The organism is Corynebacterium sp. HMSC073B01 (assembly GCF_001838255.1).
Classification (GTDB): domain Bacteria; phylum Actinomycetota; class Actinomycetes; order Mycobacteriales; family Mycobacteriaceae; genus Corynebacterium; species Corynebacterium jeikeium_D.
Genome location: NZ_KV836137.1, coordinates 22,958 through 45,316, shown reverse-complemented (window position 1 = coordinate 45,316; position 22,359 = coordinate 22,958). Strand labels below are relative to the sequence as shown.

20 protein-coding genes are annotated in these 22,359 nt (G+C 59.1%); 11 read left to right on the top strand and 9 right to left on the bottom strand.

What is annotated here, in order from left to right:
- Positions 1–70 precede the first annotated feature (70 nt).
- A complete protein-coding gene (locus HMPREF2849_RS00735; RefSeq protein ID WP_070862448.1) occupies positions 71–904 on the bottom strand; it encodes a Cof-type HAD-IIB family hydrolase in 834 nt (277 codons plus the stop codon).
- A gap of 6 nt (positions 905–910) precedes the next feature.
- Positions 911–2,539 carry a lysophospholipid acyltransferase family protein gene (locus HMPREF2849_RS00730; protein WP_070862447.1) on the bottom strand — a complete coding sequence of 543 codons (1,629 nt, stop codon included), beginning with the start codon at positions 2,537–2,539 and terminating at the stop codon, positions 911–913.
- Positions 2,540–2,981: 442 nt separating this feature from the next.
- Here HMPREF2849_RS00730 and HMPREF2849_RS00725 point away from each other — a divergent pair, with 442 nt between their 5' ends.
- From HMPREF2849_RS00725 to HMPREF2849_RS00700, 6 genes are all read left to right on the top strand, one after another.
- On the top strand, positions 2,982–4,718 hold the full coding sequence (locus HMPREF2849_RS00725; RefSeq protein ID WP_070862446.1) for a glycerol-3-phosphate dehydrogenase/oxidase: 1,737 nt from the start codon (positions 2,982–2,984) through the stop codon (positions 4,716–4,718).
- A gap of 249 nt (positions 4,719–4,967) precedes the next feature.
- Entirely contained in the window at positions 4,968–5,717 is a 750-nt protein-coding gene (locus HMPREF2849_RS00720) for an MIP/aquaporin family protein (RefSeq protein ID WP_180950648.1), read from the top strand.
- Between the two features lie 84 nt (positions 5,718–5,801).
- Entirely contained in the window at positions 5,802–7,358 is a 1,557-nt protein-coding gene (gene glpK / locus HMPREF2849_RS00715; RefSeq protein ID WP_070862445.1) for a glycerol kinase GlpK, read from the top strand.
- A gap of 142 nt (positions 7,359–7,500) precedes the next feature.
- Positions 7,501–8,673 carry an alpha/beta hydrolase gene (locus HMPREF2849_RS00710; RefSeq protein WP_049171838.1) on the top strand — a complete coding sequence of 391 codons (1,173 nt, stop codon included), beginning with the start codon at positions 7,501–7,503 and terminating at the stop codon, positions 8,671–8,673.
- 254 nt (positions 8,674–8,927) lie between these two features.
- On the top strand, positions 8,928–9,263 hold the full coding sequence (locus HMPREF2849_RS00705) for a PadR family transcriptional regulator (RefSeq protein ID WP_049171840.1): 336 nt from the start codon (positions 8,928–8,930) through the stop codon (positions 9,261–9,263).
- Positions 9,260–10,102, top strand: a complete 843-nt coding sequence (locus tag HMPREF2849_RS00700; protein ID WP_070437297.1) for a DUF5808 domain-containing protein — start codon at positions 9,260–9,262, stop codon at positions 10,100–10,102. Before HMPREF2849_RS00705 ends, HMPREF2849_RS00700 begins: the two co-directional genes overlap by 4 nt.
- Positions 10,103–10,418: 316 nt before the next feature.
- On the opposite strand, the gene serS is transcribed toward HMPREF2849_RS00700, so the two are convergent.
- Together serS and HMPREF2849_RS00690 are read right to left on the bottom strand one after the other, a co-directional pair.
- Positions 10,419–11,681, bottom strand: coding sequence for a serine--tRNA ligase (gene serS, locus HMPREF2849_RS00695; RefSeq protein WP_049181855.1), 1,263 nt, complete (start codon positions 11,679–11,681; stop codon positions 10,419–10,421).
- A 46-nt stretch (positions 11,682–11,727) separates the two neighbouring features.
- Entirely contained in the window at positions 11,728–12,378 is a 651-nt protein-coding gene (locus HMPREF2849_RS00690) for a LysE family translocator (RefSeq protein WP_070833565.1), read from the bottom strand.
- Between the two features lie 194 nt (positions 12,379–12,572).
- On the opposite strand from HMPREF2849_RS00690, the gene HMPREF2849_RS00685 reads away from it, so the two are divergent.
- From HMPREF2849_RS00685 to HMPREF2849_RS00675, 3 genes are all read left to right on the top strand, one after another.
- On the top strand, positions 12,573–13,826 hold the full coding sequence (locus HMPREF2849_RS00685; RefSeq protein WP_246822067.1) for a septum formation family protein: 1,254 nt from the start codon (positions 12,573–12,575) through the stop codon (positions 13,824–13,826).
- 47 nt (positions 13,827–13,873) lie between these two features.
- On the top strand, positions 13,874–14,218 hold the full coding sequence (locus HMPREF2849_RS00680; protein ID WP_038626990.1) for a metallopeptidase family protein: 345 nt from the start codon (positions 13,874–13,876) through the stop codon (positions 14,216–14,218).
- Between the two features lie 78 nt (positions 14,219–14,296).
- On the top strand, positions 14,297–14,842 hold the full coding sequence (locus HMPREF2849_RS00675; RefSeq protein WP_070862443.1) for a DUF1707 SHOCT-like domain-containing protein: 546 nt from the start codon (positions 14,297–14,299) through the stop codon (positions 14,840–14,842).
- Between the two features lie 21 nt (positions 14,843–14,863).
- On the opposite strand, the gene HMPREF2849_RS00670 is transcribed toward HMPREF2849_RS00675, so the two are convergent.
- Positions 14,864–15,655, bottom strand: coding sequence for a histidine phosphatase family protein (locus tag HMPREF2849_RS00670; RefSeq protein WP_070862442.1), 792 nt, complete (start codon positions 15,653–15,655; stop codon positions 14,864–14,866).
- Positions 15,656–15,658: 3 nt separating this feature from the next.
- Complete coding sequence (gene pheA / locus HMPREF2849_RS00665; protein ID WP_070429921.1) at positions 15,659–16,594, bottom strand: prephenate dehydratase; 936 nt, start codon at positions 16,592–16,594, stop codon at positions 15,659–15,661.
- A 33-nt stretch (positions 16,595–16,627) separates the two neighbouring features.
- Between pheA and HMPREF2849_RS00660 the strand changes: the two genes are divergently transcribed.
- A complete protein-coding gene (locus HMPREF2849_RS00660) occupies positions 16,628–18,016 on the top strand; it encodes an amidase (RefSeq protein WP_070862441.1) in 1,389 nt (462 codons plus the stop codon).
- On the opposite strand, the gene HMPREF2849_RS00655 is transcribed toward HMPREF2849_RS00660, so the two are convergent.
- The gene (locus HMPREF2849_RS00655; protein WP_070862440.1) at positions 18,013–18,822 is read right to left on the bottom strand and encodes a fructosamine kinase family protein; all 810 of its coding nucleotides are present in this window, start codon (positions 18,820–18,822) and stop codon (positions 18,013–18,015) included. The genes HMPREF2849_RS00660 and HMPREF2849_RS00655 overlap by 4 nt on opposite strands.
- Before the next feature lie 131 nt (positions 18,823–18,953).
- Between HMPREF2849_RS00655 and HMPREF2849_RS00650 the strand changes: the two genes are divergently transcribed.
- Positions 18,954–20,357, top strand: coding sequence for an LCP family protein (locus HMPREF2849_RS00650; protein WP_246815149.1), 1,404 nt, complete (start codon positions 18,954–18,956; stop codon positions 20,355–20,357).
- A 119-nt stretch (positions 20,358–20,476) separates the two neighbouring features.
- On the opposite strand, the gene HMPREF2849_RS00645 is transcribed toward HMPREF2849_RS00650, so the two are convergent.
- Positions 20,477–21,394: a DUF5926 family protein gene (locus HMPREF2849_RS00645; protein ID WP_070429924.1), complete on the bottom strand. Its 918-nt coding sequence runs from the start codon at positions 21,392–21,394 to the stop codon at positions 20,477–20,479.
- Between the two features lie 48 nt (positions 21,395–21,442).
- Positions 21,443–22,321 carry a hypothetical protein gene (locus HMPREF2849_RS00640; protein ID WP_070851807.1) on the bottom strand — a complete coding sequence of 293 codons (879 nt, stop codon included), beginning with the start codon at positions 22,319–22,321 and terminating at the stop codon, positions 21,443–21,445.
- Between the last annotated feature and the right edge of the window lie 38 nt (positions 22,322–22,359).

Below are 22,359 nucleotides of genomic sequence, written 5' to 3'. Positions count from 1 at the left end.
CAGTAAACCCGAAGCAGACGCTGTCGAGCACTGGTCAGCCAGCTGGCGCGGGGAAAAACCTCGAGGCTAGCTAGAACCAGCGCTCCAGCACACGAGCAACACCGTCATCATCATTGGTGGCGGTGATTTCGTCTGCAATCTCCTTGACGCTGTCAGCCGCATTGCCCATGGCCACACCCGTGCCCGCCCACGACAGCATCTCGATATCGTTCGGCATGTCACCGAAGCAGACCACATCTTTCGCGGTCGCTCCGACCAGTTCAGATACGTATTCAAGCCCGGCGCGCTTAGTCACGCCCGGCGCGGACACCTCCAAAAGCCCGTCCGGCATGGAGTAGGTCACGTGCGCCAGGCTCGCGTCAATTGCGGGGGCGACCAGTTCATATAGCTGGGCACTGTTCACATCTGAGTTTCGCAGCAAGAGTTTCGTCGCGGGTTCTGACAACACGGCCTCTTCAGCAAGCTCACCGTGCTCATCCGATTCCCACGCATGGTCATAGGACGGTGCCACCACAAAAAGCTCATCGATGGCGTCATTCGCCGATGTCCCAGCGCGCTCTGCCGCAATGCCGATTCCACCGATGGATCGCGTCGCTTCGCGCGCATGCTTAACGACGTATCGCAGCGTCTCTGGCTTCAGTGTGTTGGCGGCAACTACTTCATCACGGCCGGAGTCGTAAATCACGGCGCCATTGGCACACACGCACAACGGCTGAACCGGCAGCTGCTCGAGCACTGGCTGCAACCACCGGGCCGGCCTTCCCGTGGCCAGCACTAACGGGGTGCCGCGGCGTAGCATTCGCGTGACGGCCTGTCGCAGGCGGGGAGTTACCCGCTCCCGCGAGTCGATGAACGTCCCGTCAATATCCGAAGCTACGAGTAGTGGATGTAGTCTCTCGGTCACTTCGAACTACTTGCCGTCCTCACTGTTGTCATCTTCACCGTCATCGCAAAACCGGTCGTGCAACAACTGCAGCGTTGCAGCTACTCCCCCATGCTCGACAGTGTCGATTACCCAGTCCGCGTTCTTCAGCAAGGCCCAGTCCGCATCGGCCATAACTACCGGCATGCCGACACGCTGTGTAGCTTCCTCAAAGTTCGAGCGACCGGCAAAAAGAATCGCGGTTTCTTCCTTGCGAGCCTGCTTGCGCAGCGTGCTAACCACCGCATTTGTGACGTCCAGCTTGCTGGCGCCCTCCGGAAGTTCCACGACCTGCAGGTCAACCGATTCCAAAGCCGATAGATTCGGCTTATCTCCCGACTCGTGCAGAACAACGATTGTGGCTCCGACATCACCGAGCTGCTGCAAGGCCTTGATAGTTTCTTCGCTAATTGTGCCCGCGTCGTCGGCAAGCGATGCGGGGTAATCGAAGATAAACGTCTCCGGCTGAGCGGTGATGAGCCTGTTCAAGCGCTGTGGAAGCTTGTCGCGAATCATCATCGACTGGCCGATAAGACGGTAAACGGTCTGCTGCGTCTGTTCAACACCAGAGGCGGAGGCCTTCTCGAGCTGCACGTACGCTTCGCGGAACGTCACGCGCATCGAATCCGTGGCAGTACGCACGGACTCCTTGCTCTCCTTGGCGCCGGCGACGACATCATCAGCCATCTGTTCCACAGACTGACGGAACTGCGCCAACAGCGCGGTCGTCTGTTCCCTTCGACGAGCAGACTCCGCGCTCATCGTGTGCGAGGCATCGAGGAACTGCTGCCTGGTCTGATCGCCGAATTCACGCGCCGACTCGGCTAGCTTTTCCTTGAATGCAGCCAGGTCACCGCGCAAATGACGGATACGCTGGCGCTCTTCTTCGACTTTCAGGTCCTCTGCCTGTGCCTCTTCGAAAGTCGGTGCGCCACCGCCAAGACGAGCCGGCACCCAGTAGGCGCCCTTCGGCAGGGGACCTTCTTCAGCTGCGTACTCGTCCCAGAGCTGACGAACGCCCTGATCCATGATTTCGTGCAGCTTCTCGGTGGCTTCTGCCGGATCCCCCTCCGGTGTCCACGGTGGCAAAACCGTAATGTGAATCGGAGTATTGCTGCGGCCGAGATGCTTGGGGTGCCCCTTCGTCCACACGCGCTGGGATCCCACAATCAGCACGGGGATGATGGGCTTGCCGGTGCGCTGCGCCATACGCACTGCGCCGGACTTCAAATGCTTGACCTCGAAACTGCGCGAGATAGTCGACTCCGGGAAGATACCTACCAACTCGTCGTTTTCCAGCTTCGCGCAGGCCTCTTCGAAAGACTTGGAGCCGTCAGTGCGATCGACCGGAATGTGCTTACAAGCACGCATGATTGGTCCTGCGACCGAGTGGTCGAACACTTCTTTCTTCGCCATAAAACGGACAAAACGGCGGTGCTTGCGGAATGGAAGACCGACATAGGTGAAGTCCATGTATCCGGTGTGGTTAGTAACGAGAACGGCGCCAGAGTCTTTCGGCACGTTTTCCCAGCCCTTAACGGTGAACTTCAAACCTTGGGCAAAGAAGACGGTGCGCGCCAATCCGATAATCGTTAAGTACACAGGATCCTTGAACATGGCCTTTACTCTACAATCTTTCGCACCCCTTAGCGGGGCAATATGCACTGGTATCTGAGACTCGTGAATAAATGTCGTTACAGGCTCATATTCATGTGTAAATGCGAGCGCAGCTCCAGTCATCGCCTCTCAAATACGCCACACGCCCGCCGTGCACCCATTGCCCACCCATCAGCCATCTTTGACACCCCCATTATGGGGGGTTTCATTGCCAGCTGACTTTCAGTCTAAAAGTGGAAAACCTCTATTAACATAGCCATCTACCTGCGGAAAATCGGACAACATTACTGGCGCGATTTTCGTGACTTTTTGCCCCATTATTTATATCTACGTAACCGTAGGTTGGCGCTCACAAGTAAGCCGAGTTTTGGTAACCTGAGCCGTGAGCCGAGAAATTCTCTTCGACGAAAAAATCAACGCCCCCACCGGGAAGGATTGGAAAATGTCGTCCTCTTCATCTCTCGCCCCATCTGCAGTTCTGAACAAGGAACAGCATGAAAAGACCTGGGAGAAATTCGGTACCGAGCAATACGACGTCGTCATTATCGGCGGCGGTTCTGTAGGCGCTGGCGCTGCGCTCGATGCCGCAACCCGTGGTTTGAAGACTGCGGTCATTGAAACTCGTGACTTCGCAGGCGGTACCTCTAGCCGCTCCTCAAAGATGTTCCACGGCGGTCTGCGCTACCTGCAGATGTTGGACTTCCGCCTGGTAGCTGAATCCCTGCGCGAGCGCGAACTGTCCATGTCGCATCTGGCACCGCACCTGGTTAAGCCACTGCGCTTCGTCTTCCCTCTGACTCACCGCGTATGGGAGCGTCCGTTCATGGCATCGGGCTTCTTCCTTTACGACGTCATGGGTGGCGCCAAGCAGGTTCCGATGCAGAAGCACTACTCCCGCAAGGGAACCCTGAAGCAGGCTCCGGGCCTGAAGGAAGATGCCGTGGTCGGCGGCGTTCGCTACTACGACACTCTGGTTGACGATGCCCGTCACACCATGACTGTCCTGCGCACCGCTGCTCACTTCGGCGCTGACGTCCGCACCTCCACCCAGGTTGTCGACTTCGTGAAGGAAGGCGAGCGCATCGTCGGCGCGAAGCTCCTTGACACCGACACTGGCGCGACCACCACTATCCGCGGCAACGTTTTCGTCAACGCCACCGGCATTTGGTCCGATGAGATTGAGAAGCTGGCTGGCGTCACCGGCAAGTTCCGCGTCCACACCTCCAAGGGTGTCCACATTGTTATTCCGAAGTCCGCTCTTGAGGGCTCGGTGGCAATGACCTTCGTGACTGAGAAGTCCGTCCTGTTCGTTATCCCGTGGGGTGAGTACTGGATTATCGGTACCACCGACACCGACTGGACCATGAACCTGGCAAACCCGGCAGCTACCCGCGCTGACATCGACTACATCCTCGATCACGTCAACGCCAAGGTTCGTCGTCCGATTACTTACGACGACATCGTCGGTGTCTACTCGGGTCTGCGTCCACTGGTGGAAGGCGACTCCGACTCCACCACTAACCTCTCCCGTAACCACGCTGTTGCCCACGTTGCTCCGGGCATGGTCTCCGTCGCAGGCGGTAAGTACACCACCTACCGCGTCATCGGCGCCGACACCATTGACGCTGCAGTCCAGGATGTTCCACGCAAGGTACCAGAGTCCGTCACCGCTGATGTCCCGCTGCTCGGTGCCGATGGCTACCACGCACTGAACAACCAGAAGGCAGAGCTGGCCAAGCAGTTCGGTATCACCGAGAAGCAGGTCGAGCACCTGCTCAACCGCTACGGCTCCCTTATCTACGAGGTTCTGGCTCCGGCAGCTGAGGACAAGTCCCTGCTCGAGCCACTGGAGGCCGCTGAGCAGTACATGCGCGCTGAGGTCCTCTACGCAGTGACCCACGAGGGCGCAATGCACCTCGACGATATTCTGGAGCGCCGCCTGCGTGTCTCCATGGAGTACGCACACCGTGGCGTCGACAGTGCCCGGGCCACCGCGGAACTGGTTGCCCCAGCTCTGGGTTGGAACAAGGAGACGATGGAGAAGGAAATCAAGGTCTTCATCGAACGCGTCGAAGCAACCCTGGCAGCTGAGCATGAACTGACCGACAAGGCCGCTAACGAGATTGCTGCTCACGCAGTGGAAACTCGCGCGGACGTCGACGTCAGCCTCGACCGCTAGTTCATTTCCCACCCTCCCCTAGGTGGCCATAGGAGTTAGCTCTTGAATGGCCACCAGCGCTGTAGCCACAACGAAATAGCTTCCTTCTCGGGAAAACGGCTTCGCACTTCAAAGGGCTGATGGGGTCGAAATAAAAGTGCCGGCGAAAAATAGTTTCTCGCCGGCATTTCTTATACCTAAAGAATTCTACGTTGCAAGATTCATCGTGACCTTGCCCGGTCACGACTCACAGAGAGTTTTCTACATCTCATGGAGACAATCACAGGATCCCAGGCATTCCTCTGGGAGTTTTTCGGAACCGCCATTCTGATTCTGCTCGGTAACGGAGTCTGCGCCTCTATCAACCTCCGGACTACCCGCGCTGCAAATGCAGGCTGGTTGGGCATTGCCTTCGGTTGGGGTATGGCCGTTTTCGCTGGCGCATCTATTGCTGACGTATCCGGCGGGCACTTGAACCCAGCGGTAACCGTTGCCCTGGCAGTCAAAGGCAGCCTGGCTTGGAGCCTGGTCCCCTATTATGCCGCAGGTCAGCTGTTGGGCGCATTCGTAGGTGCAATCCTGGCATGGGCCGCATTTAAGCAGCTGTTCGATGCCAATGGCGTTGACGACAACGGCAATCCGACCAATGCGAATGCCGAAACTGGTGGCAACTTCTTCACCGCGCCGGTTCATCCAAATAACTTTTGGAATGCCGTCACCGAGTTCATCGCGACCTTCGTTCTGCTCGCATTCATCCTGTTCGGCCCAGCCGGCGGCGAGCTTGGCCCGCTGACCTACTTCGGTGTCTCGTTCATCATTGTGTCGATTGGTCTTTCCCTTGGTTCCCCGACTGGATACGCTATCAACCCTGTTCGTGACCTCGGCCCCCGTTTGGCCTACGCTTTCGTGCTCCCGATCAAGGGCAAGGGCGATGCGAACTGGGCATATGCATGGGTTCCGATTGTCGCACCGATGCTGGCAGCCGTGGCTGCAGGCGCTCTTGCCTTTGCCATCGGATAACGGGAATATGAGAGTAAACGCACAATAGAATAGCGCAAGTCCGAAAACTCACATTTACACACAATTTCGCTAGGAGTATCCCCCATGATGCACAGCAAATATGTCCTCGCCATTGACCAGGGAACTACTTCCACCCGCTGCATCATCTTCAACCATGACGCAGAGATCGTCACTGTCGCCCAGATGGAGCACAAGCAGATCTTCCCGGAAGAGGGCTGGGTCGAGCACGATGCCCAGGAGATTTGGACCAACACCCGTCGCGTAGTCAGTGAAGCTCTCGCTGATGGCGACATCTCCTCCCAGGACATTGAGGCAATCGGTATCACCAACCAGCGTGAAACCACTGTCGTCTGGGACAAGAACACTGGTGAACCGGTCTACAACGCCATCGTCTGGCAGGACACCCGCACGAACGCCATCTGTAAGGAGCTCATGGGGGATGAAGGCGCGGACCGCTGGCGTGAGACCACGGGCCTGCGTATCAACTCCTACCCGGCTGGACCAAAGGTACGCTGGATTCTCGACAACGTCGAGGGCGCTCGCGAAAAGGCTGAGGCTGCCGACCTACTCTTCGGCACTATCGACACCTGGCTGCTGTGGAATCTCACCGGCGGCGCAGAGGGCGACAACGGCGAATCTGCAGTTCACGCAACGGACGTCACTAACGCATCCCGTACTCTCCTGATGGACCTCAAGACCCTCGAGTGGGATGAGGACATTTGCCGTGAGATTGGCATTCCGATGTCGATGCTGCCGGACATCCGCCCGTCGGTAGGCGACTTCGGCCGCGTTCGCGCCCGCGATGCGCTGTCCGGCCTGCCCATTACAGGTATTCTCGGCGACCAGCAGGCCGCCATGTTCGGCCAGGGCTGCTTCGGCGAGGGCGACACCAAGAACACCTACGGCACTGGCCTGTTCATGCTGATGAATACCGGCGAGAACCCGAAGTGGTCCGAGCACGGCCTCATCTCCACCGTCTGCTACCAGGTCGAGGGCGAGAAGCCGGTCTACGCTCTCGAAGGCTCTGTCTCCATGGGCGGCGCACTTGTTCAGTGGCTGCGTGACGAGCTGCAAATGATTCCAAATGCCGCTTCCATCGAGAACAAAGCAAAGAGTGTCAAGGACAACGGTGGCGTGTACATCGTGCCGGCATTCTCCGGTCTCTTCGCTCCTCGTTGGCAGCCGGACGCCCGTGGCGTCATCGTCGGCCTGACTCGCTTCGTTAACCGCAACCACATCTCCCGCGCTGTGCTGGAGGCTGCTGCGTACCAGACCCGTGAGGTTCTCGATGCCATGGTCGCAGAATCCGGCACGGACATCACGACGCTGAGCGTTGATGGCGGCATGACCATGAACGAGTTCCTCATGCAGTTCCAGTCCGACATCCTAGATGTCACTGTCACTCGCCCGAACAACATTGAAACCACTGCTCTCGGCGCTGCATATGGTGCAGGTCTGGGCGTTGGCTTCTGGTCGAGCTTGGATGAGGTCAAGGCTCACATCACAATTGACAAGAAGTGGCGTCCGAAGATGGAGGCCGAAGAGCGCGATCGCCTGTTCCACCAGTGGAACCGTGCCGTTGAACGCACCTACGGCTGGGTCGAGGATACCGATGCTGAGGAGGCACCGAAGCCTGAATAAGCCCTCGTAAGAGCCTAAAAATGGCTCGGAGAACCGATTCGGTTTTCCGAGCCATTTTTATTATAAATTCAGGGCTTATTTGTTATAATAAAATTATTATCACTACCATCCGCTCCTCGATTGAAAATAGAAAAGAGCAATCATGCGTCGCGCATCGATTTTCACTGCGAGTGTGACCACCGCCCTGACTTTGGCACTGGCCACCCCGGCAGCATCAGCAGCCCCAACGGACTTCATCAAGAACCCGCTGGAGCCAACCCCTGACCCGCAGTCCACTGCAATGGTCGAACTGCCAACTACCCCGGCGCCGACCACTACAGTTGACGGACGCCACGTGACGGTCACCGACGGCTACATGACCTCACAGGATGGCAAGGGCACCCAGATTTACTGGAAGTCCAACACCATTCCGAACGCCAAGGCCACTGTCGTCGTCGTGCATGGCGCTGCAGAGCACCTGGGTCGCTACGAGTGGGTAACCGGCAAGCTTCTGAACGCCGGCTACAACGTCTACCGCCTCGACCACCGCGGCCACGGCCACACGGGTCAGGTTGAAGGCACTCCAGTTGCTCGTGGCCACATCGATGATTTCCACTCGCTTGTCGATGACCTGCACATGCTTGTAGAGAAGGCCAAGGCGGAGAACCCGAGCACGAAGACCTTCCTGCTCGGCCACTCCATGGGCGGTCTTGCTGTGGACTTCCACGGCATCAAGTACCCGGGCAGTGTCGACGGCATCGTCGCCAACGGCGGTGGCGCTCTGTTCAACCCCTACGGCGGCACGGACAAGGGCGAAACCATCACCCCAGAAGCCATGACCGATGTCCAGCGCGAAGCACAGCCGACGATTTACCAGCGTTTGCCGTTCCAGGACATGACTACTTTCAACACGCGCATGCTCAAGGAAGTACCGAACCGTACCGAGATGCGCGTCCCATCGCTGCCGGGCACTGACCTGATTCAGGTTGGCAACCCGCTGGGTGCGAAAACCTCTTCTTCCCAGGCAGTGCGTGATGAATACGGCACTGATCCGTACAACAACTCCAAGCTTTCGCTCGGCATGGGACAGCAGATGGCGTTTGCCGCTACCTACAACGGCACCAACTCCGTCGACTTCGTTGAGCCGACCCTGGTCATGATGGGTGGCCAGGATGAGATTGTGCCGCCGTTCTTCTCGCGTGACTGGTACAACGGTATCTCGTCCACCGACAAGCAGCTGATCGAGTTCGAAGGCCAGTTCCACGAGACCTTCAATGAGCCGGCACAGCATGAGGCCATTGCGACGGCTATTGCCTGGCTTGATGCGCGCATCTAATTGAGCGCTAAATAGGAACCGAACCGGTTCCTAACAGTTACGAGTTCTTCATAGAGCTAACCCGGTGGAATGGGGGCGATTGTCTTCTGACAATTGCCCCCATTTTCTTTGCCCTGTTCTCTGCCAGCTGTATAGGCGTTCAGTACTTGGCAATACAAACTACTGGGGGTATAGTTGGCATTACAAGGTACTAGGTATGAAAAGCATTATGCTCAAACAACTTCCTTCTACCGCCGGAAAGAGAGCACAACGCCATGCCCAAACGCCCACAAACACAACTGAAGAAGGGAGTACTCGAGCTCGCCATTCTCAAGCTGATTTCTCGCGAAGAGCTCTATGGCGCGGCACTCGTCGCAAAGCTCAACGCCTACTCCCACCTCAGCGCGCCCGCAGGAACCGTCTACCCCCTACTCTCGCGGCTTACCACCAACGGCTTGATTAGCAATCGCTGGGAGGAATCCCCCAAGGGGCCGCCCCGCAAGTACTACTCACTAACAGACAAAGGACAGCAAACACTCACGCAGCTACATCAGGATTTCATCGACCTATCCGCCGACATGACCGCACTATTTTCCGAGGAGCCCCAATGAACACCTACCTCACCGCCATCGACCACAAACTGCGTGAAATCGGCATGCCGCACGCGCAACGCCAGGCAATCATTTCCGAGCAGGAGAGTCTTCTGCAAGAGCTTAACGACGTCCACGCAGACCTGGCCGAAGAGCTGGGAACGGCGACCGAATACGCCGAGCGAGTCGCCGAACAAGTTGGTGAACCGAGCGCTTTGCGACGCTACCTCAGCAACCCACTTCGAGCATTTTCCAAGCGCGGTCGCGCTTCCCTGTGGAATATGAACGACCCGCGGATCCTCCAACCTCACCTGTTGGGTTTCGGCTGGTCCGTTAATTGGGCTGCGGTGGCCACCAAGCTGGGCATTGTCCGACCGGACGATATTGACGGTGAGGTTATCTCTGAAATTCCGGCTCGCGCACTGCAGGCGACCGCTTTTCTCCCCGCAGCCGTGACGGTTGCACACGGAGTCGCACTGGCCAGGTGCTGGAAGCAGTTGCCTTCAGAAGTCCACACAAAATGGAAGCTAAACGGCGAGGCAGTTCAAAAGACAGCACCGAAGGAAACTCTGCTTCTTCCCTTCGTGGTTTCTACGGTCGGAGCTGGATTCTCAGCTGCTTCGCTGCTCAAGGCGGATGACCGCGAAGATACTCTGCGCGTCGCGTCCCTAGGCGCGCTCGCAAGCACAATTGCGCCATCTCAGCTGATCGGCGTTCTCACGGAAGAAAACTCCAAGCTCAATCCGGCCTTAGTCCACGCTGGTGTTGCTCTGACGTCGGTCGTGGCTTCGGCCGCATGCCTTGTCTTTCCCCTCTTCGCGGGGCTGAAGGCCACGTGGAAGAAAGCTGGAGCAGCTTAAATCACGGTGCAGGAGACATCAGCAGGTGAAAGACTCATCAGAAAGATTGTTGTAATCCGAATGTTGTAAACAACCTCTACCACCTCGAGTGAGGCTATCCCCCTGATTCAGTTGTGTTTTCGGTTGTGTTTCTACACTCAACCTTCCTGGTGTTTTTACCTTCTCAATCCCCCAAGTAATTTTTTAGCGCAATTACACGACTCACGCCCGAAAAAGTCACTTCACGACACCTATGTCACCTCGTGCCAGCTGTGGAGGTGGCATGAGGTGACATAGGTGTCGTGAAGTCGCGGATGAGCTGGGGGCGGGGCCGCACCTACTTAACCGGCTCGAGAACTTCCTTGCCCATCATGAACGGACGCAGCGCCTCCGGAATCACCACAGAACCATCGGCCTGCTGGTGGTTTTCCAAAATGGCGACCAGCCAACGCGTCGTGGCCAGCGTGCCATTTAGGGTGGCGCAGTACTGCGACTTGCCGTCGGCATCGCGGTAGCGGGTCTTCAAACGACGAGCCTGGAAAGTCGTGCAGTTCGAAGTCGAGGTCAACTCGCGGTAAGTGTTCTGCGTCGGCACCCACGCCTCGGTATCGAACTTGCGGGAAGCGGATGCACCCAGGTCGCCACCAGCAACATCGATGATGCGGTACGGAACATCGACCGCGGCCAGCATCTCGCGCTCCATGTTCAGCAGCTTCTGGTGCTCTGCCTCCGCCTGCTCCGGCGGACAGTAGGAGAACATCTCCAGCTTGTCGAACTGGTGCACGCGCAGGATTCCGCGGGTGTCCTTGCCGTAAGAGCCCGCTTCACGACGGAAACAGGAAGACCAACCAGCGTAGCGACGCGGCCCCTCCGACAGGTCAATAATCTCGTTGGAGTGATAGCCGGCCAGCGCGACTTCCGAGGTACCGACCAGGTAGAGGTCATCTTCCTGCAGGTAGTAAATCTCATCGGAGTGCGCACCGAGGAAACCAGTACCCGACATGGTCTCCGGACGAACCAGCACCGGCGGCACCATCAGCTGGAAACCGTTCTGAGTTGCCTTCTGAGCAGCCAGGTTCATCATGGCCAGCTGCAGCATGGCACCGTAGCCGGTCAGGAAGTAGAAGCGGGAACCGGAGACCTTGACGCCACGCTCCATATCAATAAGCCCCAGCGACTCACCGAGGTCCAGGTGGTCCTTGGGCTCAAAATCGAACTGTGGAATCTCGCCAATTTCCTCCAGCACGACAAAGTCATCTTCGCCACCGGCGGGCGCACCCGTAACGATGTTGCCAATCAGGTACTGCAGACGCTCGACCTCAGCCTCGGCTTCCTTCTGCTCCGCTTCGGCTGCCTTCACGGCGTCGGAAAGCTCCTTGGCCTTCTCCAACATGGCCGGACGCTCTTCCTTCGACGCCTGACCAATCTTCTTACCGAAGCCCTTCTGTTCCGAACGCAGCGCGTCGGTGGAGGCAATAACCTCACGGCGCTTAGCGTCAGCTTCCAGCAGCTGATCGACCAATGCCGGGTCCTCACCACGGGTGCGCTGGGACTCGCGGGCTACTTCAGGGTTTTCGCGGAGAAATTTGAGATCAATCACGTCACCTAGAGTACCTGGTTTACGTCGATAAGCAGGTACGCGCGGGTTAGAGCGCCGCTTCCGCTCCTGAGGCGACCAGCAGCGCGCCGAGGACGAGGAAGATCGCGCCGGCGACAGTGTCAATCCACGGTCCTGCCAGCACCATTCGCTTGACGACGGCATCCGTCGACACCACGATTGCGATAAATAGGAAGAAAGCGATTTGGGAGACGATTAGCACCAGCGTACAAAGCACGAGCGTCCCCACAGATGCGCCCGCGGGAATGAACTGTGAAAGCACTGCCGTGAGGAAGAGAACAATCTTCGGGTTCGACATGTTGGTGAAAAAGCCCTGGCGGAACGTCGCCTTCGGCGACCGGAGCGCCTCGCTTCCCAGGGCTGGTGCAGCACCGGCGCGCAGTTCGCGGAGAGTATTGATGCCTGCCTTGGCCATACTGATGCCCATGTAGATGAGATAACAACCACCGACAAGCTGGATTACGCCCATCAGCAAAGGATTGGCGGTGATGACAGCTGCGAACCCAAAAACGGTAAGCGTCATCCAGATAGTGGCGCCAGTACTGATACCTGCAACCGCTGCGATCGCGTGCTTTCGGGATTTGGTGGCAAGGCGCAGGATTAAGAAGACGTCAGGCCCTGGTGAGGCCATACCAATAATGTGGACGCCCAGCAGGCTGAGTAGTGCAGTCCAGGTCAAGACTCGTGTCCTCGGGTAGCGAACGAATACCGGACTATTGTAGTGCTTAAAGCTCTTGAGCAAATTTGGACCGCAAACTCGGGCAGAGCGTCGATGACTGAGCTCCCTGCAACGGCATCAACGCTCATGGCAGCGTTGTCGCTTTTAGCGTTACCTTGTCCACAGGCTCATTGGCGGTGCACAATGGGGTCACTATGGCTGATGACAATATGAACCAGGATCGCGAGCACGCTGCCGCCACAGACACTGACTCCGGTGCAGGTACTGGCGCAGATGCCAGCGCTGGTGCATCCTCCGCAGCCGGCAACGATGCCAACGCTTCGAATAACTCCCGTGGAAGCTGGGGAATGCGCGCTTTGTCGACGGCAATGCTGGTTGGCGCCGCGGGAATGGCATTCGCGCTGCAAGCGGGAGTCATCGAGCCACCGAGTGGGCCACTTGGGGGCAAGGGTTCGTCGGCAAGCGCGTCATCGTCGACAACGACGACCATCGTCGACAAGGAGACGACGGCGTTCACCAGCGCAACCGCGGGCAACTGTCTGGACTGGAATCTGGCAGAAGATTTGAATGTTTCTGACTTCCGCGTCGTGCCCTGTGAGCAGCCGCACGCTTATGAGGTCGCCAAGAAACTGAATCTCGCCGATTACGAGGAACATCCGGGGCAATACGCCAAAACTGCCAACTACCCGACAGCGGACAATTTGGTGGCTCTGCAAAATGGCGTGTGTCGCAACACTGTGACTGAATACCTGGGCGGCCAGTACGATCCAGACGGTCGATTTATCACGGCGCCGATCATTCCTTCACCTAGCCAGTGGGAAAAGGGTGACCGAACCTTCCTGTGCGGTATCCAGGTCGTCGATGAAGACGGCAACACGGCGCACATGTCCGGTCCTGCGGCCGGGCAGGACCAGTCCCGCGTGTTCGAGGGCGGCCGCTGCGTGACATTGGACGAAAACGGCGCCATCCGCCAGGTGCCGTGCGTGGAAGATCACCTGATGGAGTCGACGGGAGTTGTCAATCTCCGCGACCATTTCGGTGACAACGTCCCCACTGACCAGGAGCAAAATGATGTGCTCGCGGAACAGTGTGTGACTCTCGCGCAGAATTACCTCGGCGGTGACGACCCGCTGTATAACTCCACGCTACTGCCATTTTGGACGTCATTGTCGCAGGAGTCGCTCAATGCCGGCTCGCGCAGTGTGAACTGCTGGTTGATTAAGGACAATGGCCAGGGCGGGTTCTCCACTCTCAACGGCCACGCTAACGCGTCCTTCACTATCGACGGCCAGCCGCCCGTAGCTCCGCCACCGCGCAATCCGCTGCGGGAGGAGCAGGGTGACGCTGGCGCTGGCGCTGGCACAGGTGACGTCGGTGAGGTCGGTGCCGACGGTCCTGGCGCAGGAGCAGGCGCTGCGGATAACGCAGTCGCTCCCGCCGGACAGTAGAACAATCGGCCAGTAAAACAAGAGGACATTGCGAGGCAGCACCATAAATGGTTGACGTTAGCCCGGAGCGGTTCGATGCACTTGTCGATGAGGCCATCGACCGCATCCCCACGCAGTTTCTCGACCAGCTCGATCAGGTCATCATCCAGGTCCACCCGTATAACCTCGACGAACCCACACTGCTGGGCCTCTACGAGGGCATACCTCTGACCGAGCGTTCTAACAACCACTGGGGTCCGCCTGACCAAATCAGCCTGTATCGCGACATGCTCTGCCGCATCAGCCGCACCGAAGAGGAGCTGGTGGAGCAGATTCGGGTCACTCTCCTGCATGAAATCGGGCATTATTTCGGCCTCGAGGAGGAGGATCTGGACCGACTCGGCTACGGATAAGTTTGTCCCGCCGTGCACGGTCTCGTTCCTCTCGCGATACTGTCCCCTCCCCTCTTCTTCCCTGTAGCCTTAATAACCATGAGCGACAACTCGAGCGAGAAGCCAGAAATCAGGGTCGGCGACAGGGAGCGCAACGCTGCCATGGAGCGTCTCGGCAATCATTTCGCTGATGGCTACTTGGATGTCGATGAGTTCTCCAAACGCGCCGAAAGTGCTGCTTCCGCTAAAACTCGGGCGGAACTGCAAACTCTCTTCGCGGACCTGCCCGCTGAGGTCTCCCCCGAGAGTTCACAGGGCACCCCGGCTAATCCGCAGCATCAAAGTGTCGATCAAGAGCTGCAAAACCTGATGAAAAAGGGCCGCCAGCTCAACATTGTTGATTCTGCTGCAGGCGTTATCGTATGTGTCACTATCGTTCTGATGTTTGCCACCAATATCGATAACGCGTGGCTCGGCTTCATCGTCGCTGCGGCCGTTGCCCTTATCGGGCGCGCCGCCTTGAACATCAATGATGACGAAGAAGAGCTCCTCAACGAAATCAACGAAGAGGAATCCAAGCGTCGCACGGAACGCCTACGCCTGGCAGCTCAGAAGCGCCGTGAGATTCAGGAGGGCCAGCAGTAACGGTCGCCGTTTCGCTCTCTTCTAGGGCAACTCGCTGTCGCCCCAGCGACGCACATCCCACGCGCGCGGTTCAATGCCAGCACGCTTGCCGACGGCCGCTGCGTTCGGAACCAGCTCAATTCGCTCGGTATTGGCAATGCGGTGTCGCAGTGCGTATTCCGGATCCACCCCGGTCAGATACTGCCCAATCAGACGAATAGCCGCGCCGTGGCTGACAATGACGACATCCTTGCTGCCGCCCTCCCTGGACTCCTTGGATTCACCACCTGTCGCTCCTGCCTGCTCCAGCAGCTGCTGTAGCGTCGGCAGGTATCGGTTCAGCACGTCAGCACCGGATTCACCGCCGGGAAGACGGTACTCCAGCTCCCCATTGAGCCACTGGTAGAAGGCGCGCATGTACTCCATGTGCGCATCGCGATCATTGCGCCCCTCAAGGTCGCCGGCCTGAATCTCGTGGAGACCACCCTCATGGCGGATGCGAACGGAAGTCTCTCCCAGGTGGTGCAGATTCGCGACCGCGCCTGCACCAGTTTGGCGTGCACGCAGGGCATGGGATGTGACAATGTCACCGATTCTGTGGACGTCGGGAAGCAAAAGACGTCCCAGACTGCGCGCCTGCCTCACACCGAGGTCGGTGAGCGGTGCGCCCGGCAATGCGGTATCCAGGCGGCGGTTGATGTTGCCGGTGGTCTGCCCGTGGCGGATGAAAATGATGCGCTGGGAATCAACCGGCATGACAGATTCAGGGCGGTCTGGGCGGTCATCGAGGAAAGGCAGCTGTCCAACTGGATTTTCGGGCGCGGCGGGTGTCATGTTTTACCTTCGTCCTTCCTTGAGCGCGTCGACCCATTCAATTGACTGGGAGATATCCGGCGGCGGGGTCATAATGCTGCGGCGACCGCCCTCAGCGACCGGCCAAGATCCCAGATACCGCAGGTCTTCGGCGTATTCGTGCAGTGCCGCGAGAGCCGCCGCAACCTGTGCATCATCAACGTGGCCGTTGCAGTCAATGTAGAAGCGGTAGAGGCCGAAGAGCTCGCGTGTCGGCCGCGACTCGATGCGGGTGAGGTTGACCTGTCGCACTGCGAACTCATTCATGGCGCGCATCAGTGTGCCGGGCTGGTTCGGCAGCGTGAAGGAGACCGAGGTCCGGTCGGCACCGGTGCGCGGCGTCGGCACACCAGGGCGCCCCACCAGCAGGAAACGGGTCCGGGCACCGCGCACGTCGGCGACCTCAGTGGCCAGCGCCTCAAGTCCGAGCAGCTCACACGCGCGGGCCGGGGCAGCGCAAGCGTCGTGAGTGCCCTCGGCGACCTGGTGAGCCGCCGCCGCATTGGAGCTGGCCTGATGAACTTCCACGCCCGGAAGGTTGGCATCCACCCACTGTTTGACCTGCGGATACGCCACAGGATGTGTCGTAAAAGTACGCACCTGTTCCGCCGTCGTACCGGGACGGACCAGGATAGAGAAGACCACCCCGACCTCGGTTTCACGGAAAACCTGCAGCTCCGGCCCAGCAGCGAGGGCATCAAAAGTTGGTGTGACGGGACCGTCCACGCTGCTTTCGATAGCCACGCAGGCAAAGTCCGCTTCCCCTCGGCGCACGGCTCCAAGCGCGGCCGCGGGACTATCCACCGGCACCGCATTGACCGCAGATTCCCCTGCCGGATCAATCTCGCCAGCACGCGCCATGTCCCACAGCGCCTGCTCGGTGAATGTGCCCGCAGGACCCAAATAAGTAACCGTCGTCATAAGCTCAGATTAGAGGGCTTCTACACTTATTGCATGACCTTTTCTTCCGAGATGCCCGCCCGCGCCCTCACTGAAGCCGTGCGCAGTGGCGCAATCTCGGTATCGGAGATCGTTTCGGAATTCGCCACGCTTGCCGACGACGCCGCAACCAATCCCGCCCGTTTCGGTATTGCCACGTCCTTGGCCGAGCACGCTGTCGACCGTGCACGCAGCCTCACTGCTCAATCAGAGGCCGCCCGGCGCGCTAGCCACGGCCTCCCGCGTGACCTCCTGGGACTGCCAGTGGCGATTAAGGACCTATTCACCATCGCCGGTGTCAAATGCACGATGGGCTCCGCCAACTTGGCTTTCACCGCCACCGAAACCTCGGAACCCGTGGCGAAACTTCTGGCTCGCGGCGCCATCCTCACGGCGACTACACACACCTCCGAGGTTGGGATGACGGCCTACACCGAGCCGATTGGCTACCCGGCTCCGGAAAACCCCTATTTCGCCGCGCCCAATCAGCTGCCCAATCAGCCGGATACCGCGCCACGCACTCCCGGTGGTTCCTCGGGCGGCAGCGCAGTAGCTGTCGCAACTGGTGTCGTTCCCGCAGCTCTGGGCTCTGACGGTGGCGGTTCCATCCGCGTGCCTGCCGCCTGCTGTGGCCTCGTTGGGTTGAAACCGGCACACGATATTGCGGGTGGAAATCTCTCCACGCCCGCTTTTCTCACTCGCACAGTCGATGACGCAGCGCTACTGGCCGGGGTGCCCTTTTCCGCAACCTCGCATGTTTTCCGACGGTCCCAGCGCCCCCTTCGCATCGGTGTCACTGTCAGCCCGTTTCATGCTGAGGTGGACGTCGATAAGCGCTGGGCAAACGGTGTGTGGGCGGCGGCTGACCGTCTTGCCGACGCCGGGTATGAGGTGGTGGAAGTGCCCAGCCCCTATGACCCGGCAGGTCCGGACGTGTTCGAGATCTTTCGACGGACCATCACGCGAATGGCCACGAAATTACCGCGCGCGGACTACTCCGAGATCGTGCAGTGGATTCGCGCCTGTGGCCAGGAGACTTCCGCAGCGGAGGCGGCGGCGACACATCAGCAGCGGATGGCTCTGCCCGGCGCGATTCGATCGCGTTGGGAAGTCGATGCGGTGATTACGCCAACGCTGGCGTTTGATCCGCCACGTATTGGGCATTTCTCTGCGTTGGCGCCGTGGGAGGACTTTGACGAGCAAACCCGGTGGACTCCGTGGTTATCGCTGTGGAATCTGACTGGGTGGGCAAGCGTGTCCGTGCCAATTGCTGTGCCGGGCACAAGCGGCAGCACACCCAACGCGGAGCTCCCCGCCACCAGCGTCAACATCGGTGCGGTGCACTGCGGTGAGGCAGAGCTACTGGAGATCGCTAGCGTGCTGGAGGCTGCTAACGCCAGCTAACGCACGTACTTCGCTGCCATTGCCGCTGCCTGTCCGGCGTATCCGCCACCAAATAGCACCGCGTGCATGAGCACCGCGTAGAGCTGGTGGAGTTCGCAGCTCTCGGCGAAATCCGGCAGGGGATGTACAGATTCGTAGCCACGCAAGATCTTGTCGAAGTGCGTTGCCCCGAATAGCGCCAGCAGTGCCAGATCCTCCTCCCGGGCTCCGCCGTGTGCCGCGGGGTCAATCAGGATCGCGCCGTCTGCATCCCACATGAGGTTTCCCCACCACAGGTCACCGTGGACACGCGCAGCGTCTGGCTCGTTGTCGAAATCTCCAGCCAAGAGTCGGTCAATGAGCTGGTCAAAGATATCTAGCTGACGGTTATTGTAGGAGTTTTCCAACTTTCCAAGCGTGGGCAGCAGACGTCCTTTCGCCCAGTATTCACCGAAGCTCTCCCGTGGAGTCAGGTCCATCTGTAGTGGCTGATCCAGCGGACCGAAGTAGCCGTGCCCCTCCCACTCATCGGGGCCGGCACCCCAGCCAGCGGCGCCCAGATTGTGGGTAATAGCCAACGATTTTCCAAACTCGTACGCTGCCTGTGGATTCGGCGCCATCGACTCAATTCGACGCAATTTCAGCGCATGCCCGCTCACGCCCAGCACATCCACGACGCGCGCACCACCGTCAGATTCGCCCTCGCGCAGCCAGTCCAGCCCCGCCGCCTCACAGGCGAAGAACCCTCGAGGAACACCATGTCGGCTCTTGACATAAACATCCGACTCGTTGACTGCACGTTCGTAGTTCTGGTTCATTGCGGACATATTTCCAGCATATTCTTCTTCGGTCCCAAACCCTTTCAGCACGTCGCACGCAGGGTAACGCCAGCGCTACCAATACTTGTATTGCTGTCTCGGTTCTCTTAGTGCACTGTCGTTGCCTATTCTTAATTGGTATGGAAGGCAACTTCGACGACTCGCGCATTGCCCGCGACCGATACGGCAGGCCGCTCAAAGATCGCTATGGTCGCCCCATCTACCGCCGTGTGGACGAGGCGTCGCCGAAGCATGCTCGCTCCCGTGCGGCCGATTCGCGTGGCGCTTCACGACGCCCCATCCCTCCCCGCCCGAACCGCCCTTCTCGGGCAGGGGCAGCCCGCCCAGCGCCTATGCCTCCACGCAGGTCTAGGCCGCAACCAGAACGTCGGCAGGCGCCACTGAACGAAACGCGCATTGAGTCCCGTCCACCGATGAACCGGACCGGTAGCGGACGCGCTGGCAGCGATCCGCGGTTTCCTCCACCCGGCTATAACCCGGATGCGGATTTCCAATCTTCCTCGCAGGGTTCGTCGCAGGACTACTACAGTGCCCCACAAACAGCGAGTTCTGGCCGTGGTGGACGCCGCAGCAGTCGTGGCGGAGCCGGTGCCAGGTCGAGCTTCCGCATGCCACGCATGCGGCTGCCACGCTTGCGCTTTAAATCCATCATCCTGGTTGTCGTCATCTTCCTTGTCGCCACGATGGCACTTGTTGACATCCGCCTGACCAGGGTCGACGCGTTCTCAGGTCTGGCAAATCGCCCTGCCAATACGATGTCCTCCAACTGGTTGCTCGTCGGTTCGGACTCTCGTACGGGCTTGTCAGAGGAAGATGCCGCCAAGCTATCGACGGGCAGTGGTGATTTCGGCCAGCGCACAGACACCATCATGATTGCCCACATTCCGGTGTTCGGTAAGCCGAAGTTGGTCAGTATCCCGCGTGACTCCTTCGTGGATATCCCGGGCAATGACAAAAACAAGATCAATGCGGCATTCGCATTTGGTGGCCCCCAGTTGCTCATCGACACCGTAGAGAAAAACACTGGAATTCACATCGACCACTACGCCGAAATTGGCTTTGGCGGTTTCGCCGGTGTCGTCGACGCTGTCGGTGGCATCGAAATGTGCCCTGAAGAAGCCATCGACGACCCGCTGGCAGGCCTGAATATTCAGGCCGGTTGCCAGAAATTCGATGGCGCGAGTGCCCTGGGTTACGTGCGCACGCGTGCTACCGCCCAGGGAGACTTGGACCGCGTAGAGCGGCAGCGTGAATTCATGAGTGCGCTGATGGGACGGCTGAAGTCACCTGCGGTATGGCTCAACCCCTACCGCTGGATTCGCCTGGCCAATGCTGGCACTAAGGCCGTGCTCGTCGGCGATGGTGACCACGTCTGGCATCTGACCTGGCTGATGTTGCGCATGCTCTTCGGTTCCGATTCTCTTACCGTGCCCACCTCAGGCGCCATGGATACCGGTTATGCGGGCAATGTGCTGCTCTGGGACGAAATCGAAGCGCCAACACTTTTTGCGGAGCTGAGATAGCCAAGAGAGTAGCTAAAACTGCTTCAGATAACTTAGAGGCAACTAACGCGTGTGGCTCAGTTTTTCGCTGAGCCACACGCGTTAGTTCTTAAACCAGTTCCGCCAGGCTGTCTAGGTACCTAGTTCCGAATGGTCACCTGACGGGACACGATGGTCTCACGGGACTTACGCTCCTCGGCGGTCAGCGGCTCTTCGCTGGCCAGCGCCTCAGCGATACGCTTGTCGGCCTCTTCCACGGCAGCAATCCAGTGGTCGTGCGGCTTGGTGTTATCCAGGTCCCAGACCGGCACCAGCACGCCATCGGTACGGAAGACACCGGCGAACTTCGTGCCCTCTCCCAGCGAGAGGTTGTCCGCAGCGTGCACGCGTGCCAAGGCATCCAGCAGCGGCTTCTCATCTTCACGACGCACCCAGCGGATGTGGGCGCGCTCGCCCGGATCAATCCACCACACAGCACCAGCGACCTTCGCATCCAGGCGGTATGACGGGAGAATCGCGTCGTTAGCCACGGCCAGGTTCTGCTCGATCATCGGGGTGCGTTCAATGCCCTTGGGAATCCACCACTCGAAGTCCTGGTGGACCTCCATGTTGTCGAGATCCACGGCGGTCAGGACGTCGGTAAGCGGTGCAGCTTCGCCGTCAGTAGCGGCGGAGAGCTGCTGACCCGGCTCTGCATCGCAAGCCCATGCCAGCGCACGGGAGAGATCCGCAGCGCCGTCATTGGTGCGAGCCTGCGTCTGCAGCGCGACGAAAGCCTCATTGCCCTGGTCAGCGGCACGCGTCAGTGCGGCTACGCCACCCGGCAGCACGGTGCAGAGCTTGATGTCACGCTCAGCGTCAGCGACCGTGACCGGAATGACCACAGCCGGAGCGAACTCGCGGACAGCCACGATGTCAGCCTCTTCGTCGAAGTCCTTGAACGGACGCGGATTGCCCAGCAACGCTGCACGCTCAGCAGCGCGGGCTGCCAGCTTCGCCTGACGGCGGCTCATGCCCTCCGGGGCCTGATTATTCTTCTTACGAGATTTCTTTCCCACAAGGCCACAGAATACCTATTCGCAGTCCGTAATTCGCGACTGCCTGGGCTACTTATAAAAATCGTCGACGAATTCGCTCGCCGTTCCTTCGAAAAGCTGCTTGTCGACGGCCATTGCGCCCGCCTCCCCCTGTTCATCGGTAGCTTCGCTGGGGATGAAGCCCTTGGACCAAAAACCGGGCTGGGTGCGCTCGCGACCTGCCCCAACGGGAATGTTGCGATGCACTTCCTCGGGAGCCAACACGTAGCGGAGTAGCCGAGCCGTAAGGGCAGTTGTCACACAAGCTAAAACAGTGATGATTCCGGCCTGGAAGTACGTCCTGGACACGTCGGCAGCGATAAACCAACCCGTTGCAAGTGGCCACAAAACGCAGGCCAGATACCAGATAAAGCGACCTGGCCCCATTACGGCAGTGACTCCTGTTTCAGCCAACGCGACCACGGGTCCCGTGATGTTGCGCACTGGCCACATGTGCATCGTGCGCACATCCGTTGCCGTGCGCGACAGCAGTGGGCGGGCATACGTTGCGCGGTCACGCAGCACCTGGAGGGTCTTGTAGACCGAAAAACCCAGCCCAATGAGGGAAACCATTCCGCAGAGACCGAAAGCCCATGCTCCCAGTTCGCCGAGGAGGGAAACCACCAGATCCTGACCTGGACTCAGAATGCTCATCCAGATGAATACGGTAAATGCGGCGAATACTCCAGCGCCGCTCATTGCCCATCGAAAGACGCTGTCCGCACGCTTGCGAACAATCTCATCGGCCTTCCAGCGCGGCGTCGCACCTGTGATGGCCGAATCCGAGACAGTCGGCTGCCAGCTCTGCTGCGGTGGCAGCACCACCTGAGGTGGGGACTGCTGTGGCTGCTGTTTTGGAGACTGCGGCGGCACAGCCCACCCCGCGTTTTCTGCCTGTTCATTAGACATTTTCCGCAGGGCTCCTCTCTTACGCGCGGCCGGCTTCT